General features: G+C 44.7%; 26 protein-coding genes. 7 read left to right on the top strand and 19 right to left on the bottom strand.

What is annotated here, in order from left to right:
• Positions 1-109 precede the first annotated feature (109 nt).
• From QUA78_RS14885 to QUA78_RS14895, 3 genes are all read right to left on the bottom strand, one after another.
• A complete protein-coding gene (locus tag QUA78_RS14885) occupies positions 110-334 on the bottom strand; it encodes a hypothetical protein (RefSeq protein ID WP_333300997.1) in 225 nt (74 codons plus the stop codon).
• Between the two features lie 61 nt (positions 335-395).
• Positions 396-692, bottom strand: a complete 297-nt coding sequence (locus QUA78_RS14890) for a hypothetical protein (RefSeq protein WP_333300999.1) — start codon at positions 690-692, stop codon at positions 396-398.
• A gap of 98 nt (positions 693-790) precedes the next feature.
• Positions 791-1,072, bottom strand: a complete 282-nt coding sequence (locus QUA78_RS14895) for a hypothetical protein (RefSeq protein ID WP_333301001.1) — start codon at positions 1,070-1,072, stop codon at positions 791-793.
• 125 nt (positions 1,073-1,197) lie between these two features.
• On the opposite strand from QUA78_RS14895, the gene QUA78_RS14900 reads away from it, so the two are divergent.
• The 4 genes from QUA78_RS14900 (at position 1,198) to QUA78_RS14915 (ending at position 3,441) form a co-directional block, all read left to right on the top strand.
• The gene (locus tag QUA78_RS14900) at positions 1,198-2,226 is read left to right on the top strand and encodes a hypothetical protein (RefSeq protein WP_333301003.1); all 1,029 of its coding nucleotides are present in this window, start codon (positions 1,198-1,200) and stop codon (positions 2,224-2,226) included.
• 15 nt (positions 2,227-2,241) lie between these two features.
• A complete protein-coding gene (locus QUA78_RS14905) occupies positions 2,242-2,439 on the top strand; it encodes a hypothetical protein (RefSeq protein ID WP_333210086.1) in 198 nt (65 codons plus the stop codon).
• A gap of 130 nt (positions 2,440-2,569) precedes the next feature.
• Positions 2,570-3,019: a DUF5049 domain-containing protein gene (locus tag QUA78_RS14910; RefSeq protein ID WP_333301004.1), complete on the top strand. Its 450-nt coding sequence runs from the start codon at positions 2,570-2,572 to the stop codon at positions 3,017-3,019.
• A 56-nt stretch (positions 3,020-3,075) separates the two neighbouring features.
• A complete protein-coding gene (locus QUA78_RS14915) occupies positions 3,076-3,441 on the top strand; it encodes an HNH endonuclease (protein WP_333301006.1) in 366 nt (121 codons plus the stop codon).
• On the opposite strand, the gene QUA78_RS14920 is transcribed toward QUA78_RS14915, so the two are convergent.
• The 5 genes from QUA78_RS14920 to QUA78_RS14940 all read right to left on the bottom strand — a co-directional run bounded on the left by QUA78_RS14920 (position 3,404) and on the right by QUA78_RS14940 (position 6,208).
• Positions 3,404-4,261 (bottom strand): 3'-5' exonuclease, encoded by an 858-nt coding sequence (locus QUA78_RS14920; protein ID WP_333301007.1) that lies wholly within the window; start codon positions 4,259-4,261, stop codon positions 3,404-3,406. The two genes, QUA78_RS14915 and QUA78_RS14920, sit on opposite strands and share 38 nt — an antisense overlap.
• A 406-nt stretch (positions 4,262-4,667) precedes the next feature.
• A complete protein-coding gene (locus tag QUA78_RS14925; protein ID WP_333301009.1) occupies positions 4,668-4,880 on the bottom strand; it encodes a hypothetical protein in 213 nt (70 codons plus the stop codon).
• Positions 4,881-4,914: 34 nt separating this feature from the next.
• Positions 4,915-5,157: a hypothetical protein gene (locus QUA78_RS14930; RefSeq protein WP_333301010.1), complete on the bottom strand. Its 243-nt coding sequence runs from the start codon at positions 5,155-5,157 to the stop codon at positions 4,915-4,917.
• Positions 5,158-5,196: 39 nt separating this feature from the next.
• On the bottom strand, positions 5,197-5,763 hold the full coding sequence (locus tag QUA78_RS14935) for a hypothetical protein (protein ID WP_333301012.1): 567 nt from the start codon (positions 5,761-5,763) through the stop codon (positions 5,197-5,199).
• A gap of 160 nt (positions 5,764-5,923) precedes the next feature.
• Entirely contained in the window at positions 5,924-6,208 is a 285-nt protein-coding gene (locus QUA78_RS14940) for a hypothetical protein (RefSeq protein WP_333301014.1), read from the bottom strand.
• Positions 6,209-6,659: 451 nt separating this feature from the next.
• Between QUA78_RS14940 and QUA78_RS14945 the strand changes: the two genes are divergently transcribed.
• From QUA78_RS14945 to QUA78_RS14955, 3 genes are all read left to right on the top strand, one after another.
• Positions 6,660-6,878 carry a hypothetical protein gene (locus QUA78_RS14945; protein WP_333301016.1) on the top strand — a complete coding sequence of 73 codons (219 nt, stop codon included), beginning with the start codon at positions 6,660-6,662 and terminating at the stop codon, positions 6,876-6,878.
• 865 nt (positions 6,879-7,743) lie between these two features.
• Positions 7,744-8,127, top strand: coding sequence for a hypothetical protein (locus QUA78_RS14950; RefSeq protein ID WP_333301018.1), 384 nt, complete (start codon positions 7,744-7,746; stop codon positions 8,125-8,127).
• 292 nt (positions 8,128-8,419) lie between these two features.
• Complete coding sequence (locus QUA78_RS14955; protein WP_333301019.1) at positions 8,420-8,632, top strand: hypothetical protein; 213 nt, start codon at positions 8,420-8,422, stop codon at positions 8,630-8,632.
• Between the two features lie 187 nt (positions 8,633-8,819).
• Here QUA78_RS14955 and QUA78_RS14960 read toward each other — a convergent pair whose 3' ends face one another.
• From QUA78_RS14960 to QUA78_RS15010, 11 genes are all read right to left on the bottom strand, one after another.
• Positions 8,820-9,386, bottom strand: coding sequence for a hypothetical protein (locus QUA78_RS14960; protein WP_333301021.1), 567 nt, complete (start codon positions 9,384-9,386; stop codon positions 8,820-8,822).
• Positions 9,387-9,412: 26 nt separating this feature from the next.
• Positions 9,413-9,895, bottom strand: a complete 483-nt coding sequence (locus QUA78_RS14965) for a DUF1822 family protein (protein WP_333301022.1) — start codon at positions 9,893-9,895, stop codon at positions 9,413-9,415.
• Between the two features lie 120 nt (positions 9,896-10,015).
• On the bottom strand, positions 10,016-10,645 hold the full coding sequence (locus QUA78_RS14970; protein WP_333301024.1) for a hypothetical protein: 630 nt from the start codon (positions 10,643-10,645) through the stop codon (positions 10,016-10,018).
• Between the two features lie 128 nt (positions 10,646-10,773).
• Positions 10,774-11,283 carry a hypothetical protein gene (locus QUA78_RS14975; protein WP_333301026.1) on the bottom strand — a complete coding sequence of 170 codons (510 nt, stop codon included), beginning with the start codon at positions 11,281-11,283 and terminating at the stop codon, positions 10,774-10,776.
• Positions 11,284-11,469: 186 nt separating this feature from the next.
• Positions 11,470-11,817 carry a hypothetical protein gene (locus tag QUA78_RS14980; protein WP_333301028.1) on the bottom strand — a complete coding sequence of 116 codons (348 nt, stop codon included), beginning with the start codon at positions 11,815-11,817 and terminating at the stop codon, positions 11,470-11,472.
• A 101-nt stretch (positions 11,818-11,918) separates the two neighbouring features.
• Positions 11,919-12,608, bottom strand: coding sequence for an MT-A70 family methyltransferase (locus QUA78_RS14985; RefSeq protein ID WP_333301029.1), 690 nt, complete (start codon positions 12,606-12,608; stop codon positions 11,919-11,921).
• Positions 12,605-12,955, bottom strand: a complete 351-nt coding sequence (locus tag QUA78_RS14990) for a hypothetical protein (RefSeq protein WP_333301031.1) — start codon at positions 12,953-12,955, stop codon at positions 12,605-12,607. The genes QUA78_RS14985 and QUA78_RS14990 overlap by 4 nt, the downstream gene beginning before the upstream one ends.
• Before the next feature lie 80 nt (positions 12,956-13,035).
• Positions 13,036-13,389: a hypothetical protein gene (locus tag QUA78_RS14995; protein ID WP_333301033.1), complete on the bottom strand. Its 354-nt coding sequence runs from the start codon at positions 13,387-13,389 to the stop codon at positions 13,036-13,038.
• Between the two features lie 42 nt (positions 13,390-13,431).
• The gene (locus QUA78_RS15000) at positions 13,432-13,785 is read right to left on the bottom strand and encodes a hypothetical protein (protein ID WP_333301035.1); all 354 of its coding nucleotides are present in this window, start codon (positions 13,783-13,785) and stop codon (positions 13,432-13,434) included.
• A gap of 78 nt (positions 13,786-13,863) precedes the next feature.
• A complete protein-coding gene (locus tag QUA78_RS15005; RefSeq protein ID WP_333301037.1) occupies positions 13,864-14,274 on the bottom strand; it encodes a DUF6283 family protein in 411 nt (136 codons plus the stop codon).
• A 141-nt stretch (positions 14,275-14,415) separates the two neighbouring features.
• The gene (locus QUA78_RS15010; RefSeq protein WP_333301038.1) at positions 14,416-14,739 is read right to left on the bottom strand and encodes a hypothetical protein; all 324 of its coding nucleotides are present in this window, start codon (positions 14,737-14,739) and stop codon (positions 14,416-14,418) included.
• Between the last annotated feature and the right edge of the window lie 54 nt (positions 14,740-14,793).

Consider the following 14,793-nt stretch of genomic DNA (forward strand, 5'->3'; position numbering starts at 1 on the left):
GCGTTTTGATTTTTTCCGCTTGGGGAAGTAGAGTGAACATTTTTACCTGTGAAGCTATTGGGTTATTTAGATTAGTGTAACTAGGATTAATTGCACTAATATAAACTCATTACTGTTGGTCTAAAGCGTGAGGCATCTCATACCTTGCATTAACTTCTAAATCTGCGAATTCAACCGCTTGTTCTTCGAGATAATTGTCTATTTCACCCAAGCAGGCTGCCGCCATTTTTAAATACACTTTCATTCTCGGATTGTTGCCATGAATATCTTCAATTTCCCATCCCTCCGTTTTGGCTAGTATAAGCGCGAGTCTTTCGACTAATTCGTGATACATGATGCTAGGCTCCGAGTTATTGGTTTAGGTGATGAATAGATTGCCGTTGCACAAAGGTGCGTCAATGAATATCCTGAAGATATTTTTCGTTTAATTGTTGGAGCAATTGTGGCGCTCTCCAGGATGCAAGATTGATGAGAGCTTCTAACCGCTCGTGCCAATACTTGCGGAGCGCGTCAATTTCGGAATTGGCTAAGTTTTGCTCTTGTTCGGTTAAGCCTGTCGTACCCGATTCAATCGCTTGCTTGGCTTTTTGGAGCTGAGCTATACAAAGTGCGTACTCCGATTCAATTTCAGCCTCGAATTCTGCAACAAGGACTTGCTGCCGCCCGGTCATGTATTCTTTGCCTTTGAACATATCTAATATCTTGCTAGTGAAGAAACTGTCGATTTCAACTTGCGCGGGATGCAGGTATTTTTAAATACGCTTTGATTGTTGGATTGTCTGAATGACTGTCATCTTCCCTCCTTTTTGAACATCGATCGGTCTGCTGCTACCCCGTCTATCACCAAACTCTCGAATGCAGCTTCAATCCAAATAGTCGCTCCCGAACACCGAGCTTTGCTCGCATCCTGAACCAACACGCAGCCGCCTGTGAACTCTACCCGCTTGGCATAGACCGACCCCAAGTAAGTGTTGATGCTGATGGCCCGCTCGTCCACCAAGGTTCCCCTCAGCTTGCTAGCTTTTTTATTGGCGGCAGTGATGTGCCTGTTGACGTAAATCTGTGCTTTCATACTTGTATCCGAACTTGCTTTGGGTACAGGGCGATCGCTCTTGACTTTGACCGGACTCGGGCGATCGCCTTTTTGATAACCTGCTAGCTAGTGTAGTTAGTTTACGAACTATTGTCAAGGCGCGTATGTCACAGTTTTGGGGAGATGCACCATCAATAGAAGATTATTGGCGGGGCATCATTCTCTTTGGCAAGAACGTCGCCTCGTACAAGTTTGCGCTAGCTCAGTCGTTGTTGGAGCTAGCGCCCGGTGGTAAAAGCATCATCACCTTGGAGGAGTTGGCAGAGCCATTTGCACGGAACCTTTGCGAACACTTGAGCCTAGTTCCAAAGCAAACCACATCGCCGTCCAGCAAATATTTAAGAACTTGCCAGGATTTTAACGCAGGCATTATCAGCAAGGAGCAGTTAGTTGAGGTAACAGTCAAGCTTGGCTTCAGTTGCGTAATTGATGCGTTTCACAACGTCAATAAAGCGGAGACACCTGTGCGTTTCTTCAGCAGTGAAAGCCGGGGTGCTAAAGCGATCGCTCTGACCGATGAGTTATTTGGGATGTTGGAAGGAAACCAGGGGCAGAACTTACCCCAAGAGGTTGACGCGCGGTGGCGGTTGGTGGAAACGGCATGGGAGTTGAAAGTATCCCGCAACCTAATCTCCATTGGTTGCGACCTCGACGAAAGCCTGCTATTTACTCAGAGTCGCGCTCGCCGTGTCAACATTACCTCGTGTCGCGGTGCTTTAAATGGCTATCAAAAAGGTAAGTGTTTCTACTGCTTTGGCGATATTTCGATTATCAGCAGTGCGACCGATTTAACGGATGTAGACCACTTTTTCCCCCGCGTTCTCATTAACGACAACATCGCTCATCCCATTGACGGCATCTGGAATCTCGTGCTAGCTTGCGTTAGCTGCAATCGCGGGGTGGGCGGTAAATTCGACCAGCTCCCCCATAAACGCTATCTCGAAAGGCTTAGTACCAGGAACGAGTTTTTGATTAGCAGCCACCACCCGTTACGCGAAACGCTGATACAGCAGACGGGTAATTCAGAACCCAAGCGCCGCTCTTTTTTGGACAGGAACTACTGTGCAGCAAGAACGGGTAGGCTAATTAATAGTAACTGGCAACCTGCTGGTGAGTACCCCCCAGCTTTTTGATTGATGGTTCAACCGATGGCTAATAATTTTCAACGAATTAAGCTTTACTTCAACGTAGAAAAGATTTGTTTGGGCGGTGTAGATGACGATTGGTGGCTCAAAGATTTTGACGGCGATTATTGGGGTTCGGATTACTTTTGGCTACCAATTGGCTATAACCCGATTGGAAAACATGGAGACGAACTTTTACAATTTCTCAAACCTCGTGCTTAGCTAATCCGATGAAAGAATAGCGATGCACCCACAACAAGTTCTACACCCCTGCGACAGTTGCTACTTAGTTTTCAAGTTGCCCAAGCCGATCGACTACAAATTCTCCTAGTTCACCCCACACAAATTGTTTATGAACGCTCAAAGCCCCTCCATATTAAAATCACATCCCATTCCCGGCGACGGCGGGCAAGCCCCAGGTTACATTACTCTCAGAGAATGGCGCAAGGATGAAGAATGGGTAACGCACTTTTACAATGCTCAGGATGGTGGGTTCTACTACGGCCGATACTTCACTAATTTAGGAGAAGCTGAGGCTAACTTCGAGCTGCGGGTAAAGGAATATCTCGGTTTCTTGGGAAAACAGCCTAGTTCCCTAGAGTCAGAGGAACCGATTCAAATCCCAGAACGCATCCTGGAAGGCATTAATGCAGTTCGAGAAGCAAACACGACCAATATGTTCCATGCAAACACTGTTCGACTTCAAGCCGTAGCTTTGGGATATCTCGAAACCGCTCAATGGATTGAAGCAAACTTGGAAACCTATAGCAGCGGCATCTTTAGGGGATTCGCAGCTCTCTAAACTGGATTAAGTCGGTAACAGCAAAAGCGATCGCCCTATTTGCAGAGAAACAAGCTATGCCTAAACCCAAAAGGTATCCCGACAATTGGCAACAGATTGCGCTCTCGGTGAAAGAAAACGCAGGCTGGCGTTGTGCTAAGTGCCATCAACAATGCCTCCGACCCGGTAAGCTCCGACCCGGCAAACAAAGCGGCTTAACCAAATCTGAACGGTGTGCTTTAACTTTGGCGGTGCACCATCGCAACCGGATACCGGAGGACAACCGCCCTGAAAACTTAATCGCTCTGTGTACCGCGTGTCACCTGTCCTATCACAACCGCGGTCAGTCCAACGTATCGCCTGGGCAATTATCCCTGTTCCCTGATGATGGCATTGATTGGGATATCATGAATTTTTCTGAGGAATCGGCACGGGGCAATTGATTTGATCCGAATCCGCTGCCATTCGTTTAATAAGCTCAAAAGCGGCCATGCAATCTGCTAACGCTCGGTGTCCTCCACCAGGCAGGGGAAAATACTTATAATCTTCGTAATAGTAGCTCCAATCTCCTCCCCACTGTGCTGCCCATTCCATGAGGCAGTCTGAGCGTTCTTTAAATTTTAGAATTGGCAAACCGTGCAATTTGCAGCAGTAATTTAAAATTTTGATATCGAAAGCAGAATTGTAGATTAACACTCGTTTATCTTTAAGAGCTGCATCAATGCGAGGATAGACTTCAGGAAAGGTAGGAGCATCGGCTACCATTGCATCCCTAATGCCGTGAATCTCTGTTACTTCTACGGGTATGGAAATTGTGGGTTTTATGAGCCTATCCAGCAATATTTCACCGAGACGATCGATAATTGCTATCTCTACAATTTCCGCATCATCTAACCCCGTTGTTTCAGTATCCAGAATCACCCAATCGTTCTGAGTTAATTGTTCTCTTGCCCAAAGAACAGCACTCACTCTATCTTTTTCTATGAAACCTACTTCGCGATACCATTCTCGATAATCCCGCTTGATTTTGGCTTTGAGACGGTTGGCAGCCAGGGTTTCCAACTGCTTGGGAGATGGCGTTCTTTTAGGGCGACAACATTCAGGATTATGGATATCGTAGAGGAACACGTCATATTTTCGCGTTTCGATAACGCCTGAAGGTTTCAGAGGGGATAAACCAAGCTCACCCAGTTGCTTTTTAGTTTTCAGGTGCGGTGGTGGTTCGTTGGATTCGCCCCACCAACTGTACTTTGTTAGTTCCATAATCGCAGATTCCCTATCTCTGCCGTTCTATTATTGCATCATTGAGAGGAATAAAAGCAATGGCGAATACCGTATTTCTTGGTAATGGAGTGCTTGACTTTTACTCAAATTTCATGCTATTCCCCAATGTTTCTAAAGGTTAACTCAAGGGCATGATACCAGTCTGTCGCTTTCTGGAATGCTTTACAGGAGTTTCTGGTTGGAATAGCTGTTTCAGAAACTCTCATTTCCACTCACTTAATTCTGGCAGGATAACCGAAAACTCTGCCCATTTACAGCTAATCCAAGCAGCGTGTTTGCCAAGCAAAATCAAGAATTCCCGAATGCTCTTGCCCCTCATCCACAAAAAACAAAACTTGCCCAGCAGCGGGTGTGGCTGGGCTGTTTCGACGAGAACGGCAGACCACTACTCTAGGTGCTGGTCAACTAAGGCAATGAGTTTAGCGATCGCCTTCTGTTCTTCTAAGAGCAATTCCTTAAGCTGGCGCATCTGTTCATGGTTCGGCGGACGGTGTACCAAGTCTTCAACGAAGTCTAGCAGGGGAGACTTTCTAAAAGGTCGGGTCAAAGCAGCTTCATCTCGCAAGCGCTTGGTTCGCTCCAGCTTAGACAGTTGCAATCGGTTTTTAGCCTGACGGCGTATGATAAGCCCGTCAAGTCTTTGACATACGTTCCCAGTCCTCTTCATCTCCATATATGTCTTTTATTTCTTGTTTTAACTCGGTTATCTGCTCAGTCAGATTTGCCACCTGATCTTCAATGACATCTGTTTTATCTTCCTGGATTTCCAGAGAAATCTCCACAGATTCGACGTATTCCGTTAACTTTTGTATTGGATCGGGTTGGGGCGTATCACCGTTAGGCGACACGCCGTTAGACCCATTGCCGTTGGTCATAGTCATGCCTCACTGGTGTGTTGATGAAAAAAACTATCGCTATCGATCGTCCCTCCCGTCGCCTGGTGTGGGTGCGCTTGATGCGTTGGAGTTGCTAGCTATTCGCCAGCACAACGCGCTTGCTAGTTGGTTTTGTTCGACACGCTCAAGAACTCGCACTGTCGGGAACCAAGCCTGCAAGTGGGATAAGTCGCTGTTGACGCTACCCGAATACGCTTGAAACGGGTCGGCTTCCAAACTGACGAAGGTTCGTAAAGCGTAGAGTTCATCTAAATTGAGTCCATCCAAGCGATTAATCAAGGATTCGAGGGAATATTTTCGGGGCGCTGTGTGTCCCGCAACCGCTTGTTCCCTCAGTTCCCACCAACTCATCATGTTGGCTCGTTCGGTGGGACACACAATCTCGTGTTTCCGAACGCAGATGTAAACTGGCTGTCCGTCTTCCTGTAGCAAATTATTTTGGTCATCCAGCAGGCGACCAGTGACAGTTTCAGGGCGAACGTCGGTCACTTCCATGCGTCCCATTGTGGTCGTGACGCGGGGATTGGGTATTTCTACAAAGCTTGGTCGGGCGGGTTGCGATGGCTGCCCGTAATCTGCGAACATAAGGTTGCTCCTTGGTAGCTGGTGTTATCAGCGAATGGGAGAAGTCCTGGGAAAAGTGTTTGCACCACTGCACCAGGGCGTCATTCCAACACTAAAACCTGCGTTGTGGTCGGTCAAGGAATTTACCGTATACTATCTGGTATTACTTTCCGGTGAATTACTACTGCGATTGTTTGAGGCGCTCGGCAATGATGTTGGAGAGTTCGGGATTGTTGCCCGCTGCGTCAAGGATAGAACGAAGAGAATTGGCATAAGCGAGGGTTCGTTCGTACTGTTCAGGCATTTTCTCGAAATCAATGCCGCTTCCCCATTTACTCGAAATAGTCTCTGTTTGCACGGCTAGGATACGACTCAACAAGCGAACGCATTCCGCTCTATAGCCCCTAGTAGCTTCCATCTGGGCATCGGCATTGAACCACAGCCTACAAAACTCGCGTGCTTTCACAGGTTTTACAAATTTATCGATAGAACGTCTTTTTATTACCAACATAACTGTCCCTAGCTCACCTTATATCTTATGGTAAACTAGGGAGAAAGAATCGTTTGGATTTACACGATAATATCATGTAACGAATGGTTAAAACTCCGCAGCGGTTTGCGAAAGCGTTGGCACAACACAAGAAGCCCGCGACAACAATCAGCAAGTGTTCGAGTAAAGGTCAAACACGGGAGAAAATATGACCGAATCAGTTAGAGCCGTTCGAGCCTCGTGCAAATAGGTTCTCTCACAGTCGATGGGTTTATGCTGCCATATGGCAGTTATCGGATGAGCCAGACACAGGCGGCGGAAACAATTGATGAGCCTCCGGTTTACGCATTACGTTTTTTGAACTCGAATGGTTCTAAAGCTTTACTGGGAGAGGCATATACGGATTACACCCCGGAGCCAGTTGAAGTTGAGTCGGAGCTGGGGCAACGAGGTTACTGCCTACTGGCTAACTCGTGCCTACAAGGGAGATCGTAAGGCGTTTCTCCTTTCGTGGGCGCTGCTTACCGAATCTCTCGAACGTCGGTTTGACGAAGCTTTCGGCGTTACCCGCACCGAAACTGAACGAAACGACCTTCTGAGCCAACGAGTTCTTGAGCTAGAACAAAATATCAGAGAAGCGTTCTAGGTTGACGATGAAGCCAGAGCCGAGCGCGACTACTTTGAGCGTTCACTCAGAGAAAACGGCATCGATCCTTGGAGAATTCCGGGGGGTGAGGAACCGGGCTAATTGCACTCGGTAACTATTGGGGTTTTTCAATTCCAAAATTCCTTGACAGGCGTTATTTAGTTTTAGAATCTGCTGCTGACTCACATCTCAACGAAAACGAACTAGAACTGGTTGAATCTGCACTCGAAGCAATCGCGGACAATGACCCCGCAGCAGCCCATGATGTCTATTGCCAAGTGCATCGATTGGGAGTTAAGGAAGCGGTTAAAGCACTGCTGACAGACGATGAGAATGAGAATTTCCGACAATTGGTCAAACTTTGGAAGAAAAGCAAAAGTCAGCCTTAACCCGAACGCTTAGACTCAGTTGTCACTCTTTGGTGTATACCTTTTCTTGGTCTATACCCGAAGTTTTGCGTGCATCATTTTTTATGTTTGCGGTAATCCGAAGAACGCGCTACTACCACTGACTCTCGCTCTTGCGATCATGCCCGGAGGCTTGCTGCGGGGTAATTGGCAGAATTGGCGAGAGAACTCAAGCACGATCGTTTTCAGGCTGATGACCGTCAGGCAACCCCTCTAACAAGATTATCGACAGATCGCTCTCGGCTCTTTGCTGCACTTGATTACAGCTAAACGAACTCTAGTTTTTTACCGTGGTGCGATCAATCCGGATTCTGTAGTCGAGCTTAGAAAAGACTGAATCATACCAATAAGACTGTCGTCTCAGCGCAAAAGCCATATTTGGTTGTGACCCCTTTTGCTTTTGCGCCAAGTTACTCAGTCTTTTTTACCGGCCGGACACCACAAACGAGGTTTAGTTTATGAAGCCCAACTCTTTACCGACTACAACTCCTGATTCACAGATTCAGGAGAATCCTTCTATTTGTCACACAGAGCAGCCCCATCAACAAACTCCTACTCTCCCTGGTCTGCCCAACCTAGATTTGATCTATCCGAGTCTGATGCCATTCCTGATTTTGTTGATTAACATGACGGACCAAGTTCTTGTTCCTTGGATTGCTGCTCGCTTGAACCCACAGAAGACTAAGTTGGAGCCCGACGAAAAAAACTCTCGAGTTTTCAACTTTACTTTCAACTTCACTTTCAACATCCCACAGGAAAAGGACGATTTACCAAAGAATAAAACTTTGAAGGAAAAGGACGATTTACCAAAGAATAAGACTTTGAAGGAAAAGGACGATTAAAGTTTGTTGGGTATACACCAAAGCTTGTTTCTGACACTTGGGTGTATACCCGACTGTTGCACGTACATCAGCTCTGGTTTTGCTTGGGCTAATCCTGCTTGACTCTGACAGCCTCCTTGAAGCTTCCACGCTCCCCGGTTCGTTTTGCTCTAATCGGGGGGCGAGCTTTCGCGACATCATTCAAGAACGGTCAAAGCCAGGGATTTTGTTTGTTCAAACACGCGAATGAGTTTCGTTTTCATAATTGGTGCAGTGATAAAATAAACAAGTTAAATTGACGGAGGATGAACTAATGGAAGATAATAAAATTTCTCAATTTATTCAAGCCCTTAAATTCTTTGAGCTAGAGTTAGAAGAAATAACCGGACAACCTGGTTATGAAAATAGAAGAGGCAAAGTGATTGCCATAAGGAAAAAAGGCGATAAGTCACGGATACTGTGCGCTTATTCCACCTACGACGAACTGTTAGATTGGGCAAAACAACAATTCCGCAGCCCCAATTAACGCTTGAGTTGAAGATAATTTTACTCTTTCAGCATCATTGGAAAGCTGCCACGCTCCTTGCTGTTCGATCGCCCCGACAATTTATTTGGTCAGTAGCGTTCGCCTGGAGTCGCCATTGAACAATCGCATTCTAGATGATACGGAAGGTGGCGAGGTGGCGGTGGCGATCGCCTATCCCGCAAATAATTTATTGACTGCGTTTGCAGACTTTGCCATCTCGGAAACCGAGTCCATGTCCGGGACATATCCTCTGGCATCCGTCTAAGAGACTTGGAAAAGTTTTGTAGCCCTGGTGCGGACAAATGTCGTTGGTCAGCGTGTGGTCTTTGTAGGCTTCCTCCAAAGCAGTAATGAAACTGTAGGAGGAATGCAGAAATGGCATCTCTCGAACGCAAACCATCTTTTTCAGGAACGGTTCACCAATCACGTCCTCAGCCCGCTGGATGCGAGATGGCCAGTCAGAAGGGTTTTCATAGATCAAATCATTGAAAACCTCTTCAGCCAGTCCATCCCACCAGAAACGGTAGTCGTAGTGCAGATGTAGGTCATCAAAGCCTATTACTTTTGAATCTGAGTGGGGAGGATAGGGGAGAATGGGCAGTACCGGAAAATGCTTATAATCACGAAGTACAGAGCTGTACATTGTACTTGCCACACAAAGAACTGATGCTAGTTGTCCGATCGATATTTCCTCAAGTTGATTTTTCATATCATTTAAGGGTGCTGTTAGGAGTAGCAGGAAAGTAGCCAGCATTTAACTACTTTCCCATTTGCAAAAAATTACACACTTTCTAATTCAATGCGTTCCAAATACTCCGACAAGTTATCAAATGGCTGAAGGTCGGCAACGGAAATTTCTACAGTATCGCCGTGGATGCCGGCAGCCGGGAAAAAGCCCAAAAGTTTAACTTTATCCAATGATTCAGGAATTTGGACAAAGATATAGGCAATGCGATCGTATTGGACTGGAACAGAAATCTCTGTTTCTCTTTCACCAATTCTACAACATTCAATTTTTCCGATTACTGATAGCATCAAATTACCAACATCTAAAACTCCTTGAATTACCTGATTCTCACTCTTATTTTTGTCTAAAATGGTTTCAAATTCTATCCATCCCAAGAGATGATTGACCGCCCACACTGTTAGCGTATTATAGAAAACTCGTTGACCTTTTTCCAAATCAGCTTGCTCTGAAGCAAAAGCTAAAGCTAAATTGTAGGTTTTCTGGTCGATCGTCCATTCCGCCAAATAATCTTCCATTTTGTGTGCTTTCTCAACTAACTCACACCCTAAAAGCGAAGCATAGCGGGGTATTGCTCCCGCTGGTGCTGCTGGGGAGAAAGCGCGAAACGGGCAATCAAATGGGCTATCGGTGGCTAATTAAACACCTAAAAGCTCTTCAAAAATAGGAAGTAGACTCCGATGAAGCCCTTGATTTAGAATTCTGTCCTTCAAGGGTTGCGGAATATTTCTACGAGTTACTTCTTCAGCATAACTATTAGAAGCGTAGTTGTAATCTTGTCCCAATTCTAGGATAATTTGTCGTCTAAGTTTCTCAGCAGACAAAATTGTAAACAAAGGATTTAACGGGAGATATTTGATATCGTTCTTATCTATTTCATTCCAATTCCCCGGCGAAAACCAAATACTTTGCGAATCGCCTCCGAAGAACCATTCCTGATTGTAGGTGTTTTTGATTCGAGCGAGGAGCTTGTTGCAAGCAATCCACAATGTATCATTGGGGTCATTTGAGTGGGGATAACCTAAAAGATACCAGCCAAAGTCTTTGGTGATGACAGTTTCCCTCAAAGCCTTGCTGATGCAAATACTAGCAACAGATATCACCGTTGGGTCGATCGATTCATTCTGAAGCAGCTCAACTATCAAATCGAAACCAGTATCGCCATATTTGAGAGCTTCAGATATTCCAGCAATCTGTACTTCTATATTGGGTGAATTTAAAAGCTTTCTGAGTATCGCATCATATTCGGTGGGTTCTTGTGTGGACATAGGTGTTACCTCTGACTAAGAAATTATTACTTTACTTGCTGTGGGCGCAACTTCTACGTAAATGCGCTAAAATTGATGCTAGCTACTGACTACCGATGCGCTAATACACGCCCGCAAGCTACGATACTTCAGCCATAGTTTCTAAGAAGTTGAGGGATTACGGATTTAACTTGAGTTGCACTTATTAAGAAAAACTTTTCATTTGTGTCCATCCCAAGAATCACAAGTAAACCTCGCAACTCTTGTCCGTTTTTAGTGACAAAATTTACTTCACCCTCCGCACCAGCATTACTTAAAATCACCAAACTCTTGTCAATAAACTGATGTCCTGTAATTTCTAAGAAGGCTTTTTTTTCCACTTGTATATCTAAACCCAGAAGTCTTTGAATATCAGGTAAAACTTGGTTTTTGGAGAATCGAACTTCCAAACCTTGGTCTGAAACTAAAACGTAATAGAGCATAGACGTGTCGATCGTATATTTTACTCTGGGTCTACCATTGATGGTTTCTGTCGGAACTGACTTAATTTCAATTCCACCATTCTGCAAAGCCAAAATGATTTGATTAACGTACTCGGCGGATAAGTCTAATTGAGTACCTATGTCTTCTGGGTAAAGAGGTTCAGAGTTTTTAAGCATATTGTAGACACTTCGGGAAGTGTACAGCCCTGACCACGGTAATTCATCCCCCCCAGCAATTACCCTGGCATACTGAATTATTCTTCGGTACAGATTGTTATCCATTTTCTTGGTTGTTGTTTCCTTGATAGCTGCTCTCTCTAGTTGCCATCACGCCCCAGGATTGGGGGCATGATTTTGCTATAGTTAACGTGAATTTGCTTGATAGAGTTTGGTTTCTCGTTTTACCAACTCTACCTGCTGCTGAGTCAACAGACAGAAATCTTCTTGCTGAGGATCGATCGCCACAACAAGAATTTGTCCCTGAAGAATCACGCGCTTTGGAGTAAGCATAGTTGGCTGATGAGCCTTCCGCAAGAAGTCATCGTCAACCAAGACAGCAAGTGACGGGTCAGAATAACAGTGGTAGACCGCCTCAAAGAACGCTTCTTCCCCTGGGATTCCTACAAGCTTTTGAATTTCTGGTATTTGTGGTAGCTCGGTTGCTGCTACCTCTTCAATTCCTGTTGAGTTAACTAAAACGTAAAATCGCATCTGGACGGCTCCTGATTGCTAAAAACGGTGAATTACAGAAAAGTCAATCAACATCTCAAAGCGAAGCACTAATGGGAGAGAGCTACCTCTCCCACAGTTGATTAATCAGCTTCTGCCCCCCAGGAATCCCAGAAAAGGCGTGGCTCACGGGAAAAGAGTTCAATTCTGGAAGGTGTATCGAGTTTGCCAAGTTTCTCGCAATTTTCTAATTTGTCAGCGAGAGTGTTAGCAATCACCCAAAACTCTTCAGGTTTCCTTGAATGCTCCCGACGACGGGCACGGATGATGTTAGGAACATTGGTCATTCCGAGTGCAGTCATGCTGGGAGCATTACCCTTTGTTCCTACCAATAAGTGCTCGGTACAGTTGCGGCCATAATGCCCCATTCCCATGTGGGGTTTTCCGGCGATCGTCACTTTCTCCCAAGTGAACGTACTTTTATGTTGGTAGCCCCACTCTAGGAGGCATTTGAAGGCTAAGAATTGGTGATTGTTGGTTGTCCACAGAAGGATGTAGGAATGGTCATTTCCTATTTCTCCTATCGGCAAATCTAGAATCTGTCTCTCGGTCATCGCTGGGTACTTGCACCGCCCTCGATGAGTTTTCTGATGTTCCCTTAGTCCAAAAAACCACGGAGGATCAAGGACAATGATTCTGTAGTTGTTTCGTGGAATTGTCCCTATTTTTGGAACTAGATTTTGGGCGATCGAGAGTTTGAGTTGCCCAACCTTATCATCAGGTTTATACTTGCTTTCGCCCTCAATCTTGCTTTCAGTTCTGAGAGTTTTCATGGTCGATACTTTGGATGAGCTTTGATTTTGTTGATGATTAGTCCGTAGACAAACATTGTTTGCGTCTGTTCAATTTTCACGCTATCTAACTGGGCTACATCGGCAAGTAAACACTTAAGGATTTGAATTGCGTTTTCGCCTTCTAATCCGGTGACATTCTGAACAAGTTGAGCTGCAATAGCGAAGTATCCCAAATCAGATTCAACGGCTCCCGCTAAAATCTTCTTAGCAAACTGTTTAAAATTCCAGTTGTTGTCTCGTGCTAGGTGAAAAATTTTGTCAACTTCTTCTTGGATTTTTTGAGCTTTTTCTTGAATTTCTTCTTCAATTTGAGGAAGTGAAGTCATATCTTTCCTTCTCCTGATAAGTAGATGTTGTGATTAAGACGGTTAGAAAAGCAGGTAATAGCTTCCCTAACTGAAAGTAGCTACAAAGTTCCTTGCTCAGCCTGAATGGATTTGATAAGTAACCCATGTTGAAACAAGAGGTGAGCTTTATTGATGCTTCCCATATCTAATTTGTTGGCTTGATCCACAAAAAAGAAAAGGAGTGCGTGATTAGATTCACCTTTTAGTCCTGTGACAGTGTTAATTAGGTCAATTGCGATAACGACATAACCAGAATCACAAGCAACACAACCCGCCAAAATTTTCTTAGCAAACTGTTCAAAATCCCACATATTTGATTTGGCTAATTCAAAAATTTCATCAATTCTGGATTGAATTAGCTCCGCTTCTTCATCAGTAGGGATTTGAGGAAGTGAGGCTTGTTTTTGAGTCATAATGGCACCTGATTTTTAAAATCAACAACCAACAACGAAGTATTAAGTAGTGTTTTTCGGGATAGGTTTCTGATATTCCACTAATCCATCAGCCATGAAAGTTATAGCTGCCTGAGTTGTCTCTGAGTCATCCAATAGACTAGCTATCATCATTTCCTCAATTTTGGTAAAACAGACTTCTAGTGGTAAACCTGTAGCGCTTTCCAATAAGAGGCTTGAAAATGCTAAATAATGGGCATCTTGTAAGAGCACATTTTCCCAAATTTCGATCGCAAACTCTCTGATACTCAAGCGCCGTTTTCCGGCACTGTTCACGATATTCTTGATTTCATCTTTGAATTCTCGGATTTCTGCTTCAGTAGCTTGTTCAGTGAGTTGTTCAGTTTCTAAACACATTTTGGTTTCCTCATAAGAGTAAAAGTCAATCCTCCAAAGCGAAGCATTATTAGCTTCACTTTGGATTTTGGATTGAGGTTAATCTTCAAAAGTTTCAGCAAAACTTGCTCGTTGTGCGCCGTCAATCTCAAGTTTATTTATCTGAGATGAGCGGATTAGTCTCATTCGCAGAGCTAGATTATTGTTCCGAAGTTGGTTGTAAATCCATCCAATGCAGGGGAGTTCGAGGTCGGCGGTGGAGTAATGGCAAGCCATGATTCGCATGGGGTTTGTGAGCTGGGAGACGACATCTGAGAAATCAATATCTGGGTTGGCGATCGTCTGATAGAGTTTCTGATGATTTTCTCGGCTATAGCCAGGGATTGTGTTCAAATCTCTGTCTTCTTTCCAGGGGCAGTTTTTGCATTGCTTAGTTTGTGCCAGTTCCATGTTTAGTATCTGAGAGAAATAATCCGTAGCTTGCGGGGCGCATAGCGCCATCGAACTCATCCCTGATAATTTTTGGATGTTGGCAAAAACTCATGCCACAGTGCCTGCATTGGAAATGTTTTAGTAATCCTAATTTGCCTAGAAAAACAAGTTGACCACTACAGATTTGGCAAGGCTTCATCGTTTTATACCGGGAATAAGTTAGGAACGGTTGTTGATGACTAAACCGTTATAAATTAACTGTACTGCCCACTGACTTTTAGCCACATTTTGGGCAAGTGTTTCTTTAGCCAAAAACCGGAGAAATGCCAGGTTTTCATCCTGAGCTAAGCCTGTGGCTAAGTTAATCATTCGCGAGGCGATCGCCACATAAGGTGCTTCCTGCTTTACTGCATTTACCCAAATCTCAAGAGCAAAAACCTCCAACGTTATTTTGTTACTGATTGCTTCTGCAAAGATTTCGTTAACTTGTGCTTGGAGTGATCGAAGTTGTTCCTCTCTTGTAATTCCTGTGTCCAAAGTCATTGCGATGCTCCTAATTTGTGTGGATGATGTAGTGCGAAAGTCTGTCCAGTGTCC

This window comes from Microcoleus sp. K4-B3, assembly GCF_036704615.1.
Taxonomy (GTDB): domain Bacteria; phylum Cyanobacteriota; class Cyanobacteriia; order Cyanobacteriales; family Microcoleaceae; genus Microcoleus.

What these genes read in the sequence shown, in the direction of transcription:
- QUA78_RS14995 (WP_333301033.1), bottom strand. Translation starts at nt 13,389, where the DNA reads ATGACTCAAAAACAAGCCTCACTTCCTCAAATCCCTACTGATGAAGAA.
- QUA78_RS14990 (WP_333301031.1), bottom strand. Translation starts at nt 12,955, where the DNA reads ATGACTTCACTTCCTCAAATTGAAGAAGAAATTCAAGAAAAAGCTCAA.
- QUA78_RS14935 (WP_333301012.1), bottom strand. Translation starts at nt 5,763, where the DNA reads ATGTTCGCAGATTACGGGCAGCCATCGCAACCCGCCCGACCAAGCTTT.
- QUA78_RS14950 (WP_333301018.1), top strand. Translation starts at nt 7,744, where the DNA reads ATGAAGCCCAACTCTTTACCGACTACAACTCCTGATTCACAGATTCAG.
- QUA78_RS14960 (WP_333301021.1), bottom strand. Translation starts at nt 9,386, where the DNA reads ATGCTGGCTACTTTCCTGCTACTCCTAACAGCACCCTTAAATGATATG.
- QUA78_RS14910 (WP_333301004.1), top strand. Translation starts at nt 2,570, where the DNA reads ATGAACGCTCAAAGCCCCTCCATATTAAAATCACATCCCATTCCCGGC.
- QUA78_RS14930 (WP_333301010.1), bottom strand. Translation starts at nt 5,157, where the DNA reads ATGACCAACGGCAATGGGTCTAACGGCGTGTCGCCTAACGGTGATACG.
- QUA78_RS15005 (WP_333301037.1), bottom strand. Translation starts at nt 14,274, where the DNA reads ATGAGTTCGATGGCGCTATGCGCCCCGCAAGCTACGGATTATTTCTCT.
- QUA78_RS15000 (WP_333301035.1), bottom strand. Translation starts at nt 13,785, where the DNA reads ATGTGTTTAGAAACTGAACAACTCACTGAACAAGCTACTGAAGCAGAA.
- QUA78_RS14985 (WP_333301029.1), bottom strand. Translation starts at nt 12,608, where the DNA reads ATGAAAACTCTCAGAACTGAAAGCAAGATTGAGGGCGAAAGCAAGTAT.
- QUA78_RS14965 (WP_333301022.1), bottom strand. Translation starts at nt 9,895, where the DNA reads ATGGAAGATTATTTGGCGGAATGGACGATCGACCAGAAAACCTACAAT.
- QUA78_RS14915 (WP_333301006.1), top strand. Translation starts at nt 3,076, where the DNA reads ATGCCTAAACCCAAAAGGTATCCCGACAATTGGCAACAGATTGCGCTC.
- QUA78_RS14895 (WP_333301001.1), bottom strand. Translation starts at nt 1,072, where the DNA reads ATGAAAGCACAGATTTACGTCAACAGGCACATCACTGCCGCCAATAAA.
- QUA78_RS14980 (WP_333301028.1), bottom strand. Translation starts at nt 11,817, where the DNA reads ATGCGATTTTACGTTTTAGTTAACTCAACAGGAATTGAAGAGGTAGCA.
- QUA78_RS14970 (WP_333301024.1), bottom strand. Translation starts at nt 10,645, where the DNA reads ATGTCCACACAAGAACCCACCGAATATGATGCGATACTCAGAAAGCTT.
- QUA78_RS14975 (WP_333301026.1), bottom strand. Translation starts at nt 11,283, where the DNA reads ATGCTTAAAAACTCTGAACCTCTTTACCCAGAAGACATAGGTACTCAA.
- QUA78_RS15010 (WP_333301038.1), bottom strand. Translation starts at nt 14,739, where the DNA reads ATGACTTTGGACACAGGAATTACAAGAGAGGAACAACTTCGATCACTC.
- QUA78_RS14900 (WP_333301003.1), top strand. Translation starts at nt 1,198, where the DNA reads ATGTCACAGTTTTGGGGAGATGCACCATCAATAGAAGATTATTGGCGG.
- QUA78_RS14905 (WP_333210086.1), top strand. Translation starts at nt 2,242, where the DNA reads ATGGCTAATAATTTTCAACGAATTAAGCTTTACTTCAACGTAGAAAAG.
- QUA78_RS14890 (WP_333300999.1), bottom strand. Translation starts at nt 692, where the DNA reads ATGTTCAAAGGCAAAGAATACATGACCGGGCGGCAGCAAGTCCTTGTT.
- QUA78_RS14885 (WP_333300997.1), bottom strand. Translation starts at nt 334, where the DNA reads ATGTATCACGAATTAGTCGAAAGACTCGCGCTTATACTAGCCAAAACG.
- QUA78_RS14920 (WP_333301007.1), bottom strand. Translation starts at nt 4,261, where the DNA reads ATGGAACTAACAAAGTACAGTTGGTGGGGCGAATCCAACGAACCACCA.
- QUA78_RS14955 (WP_333301019.1), top strand. Translation starts at nt 8,420, where the DNA reads ATGGAAGATAATAAAATTTCTCAATTTATTCAAGCCCTTAAATTCTTT.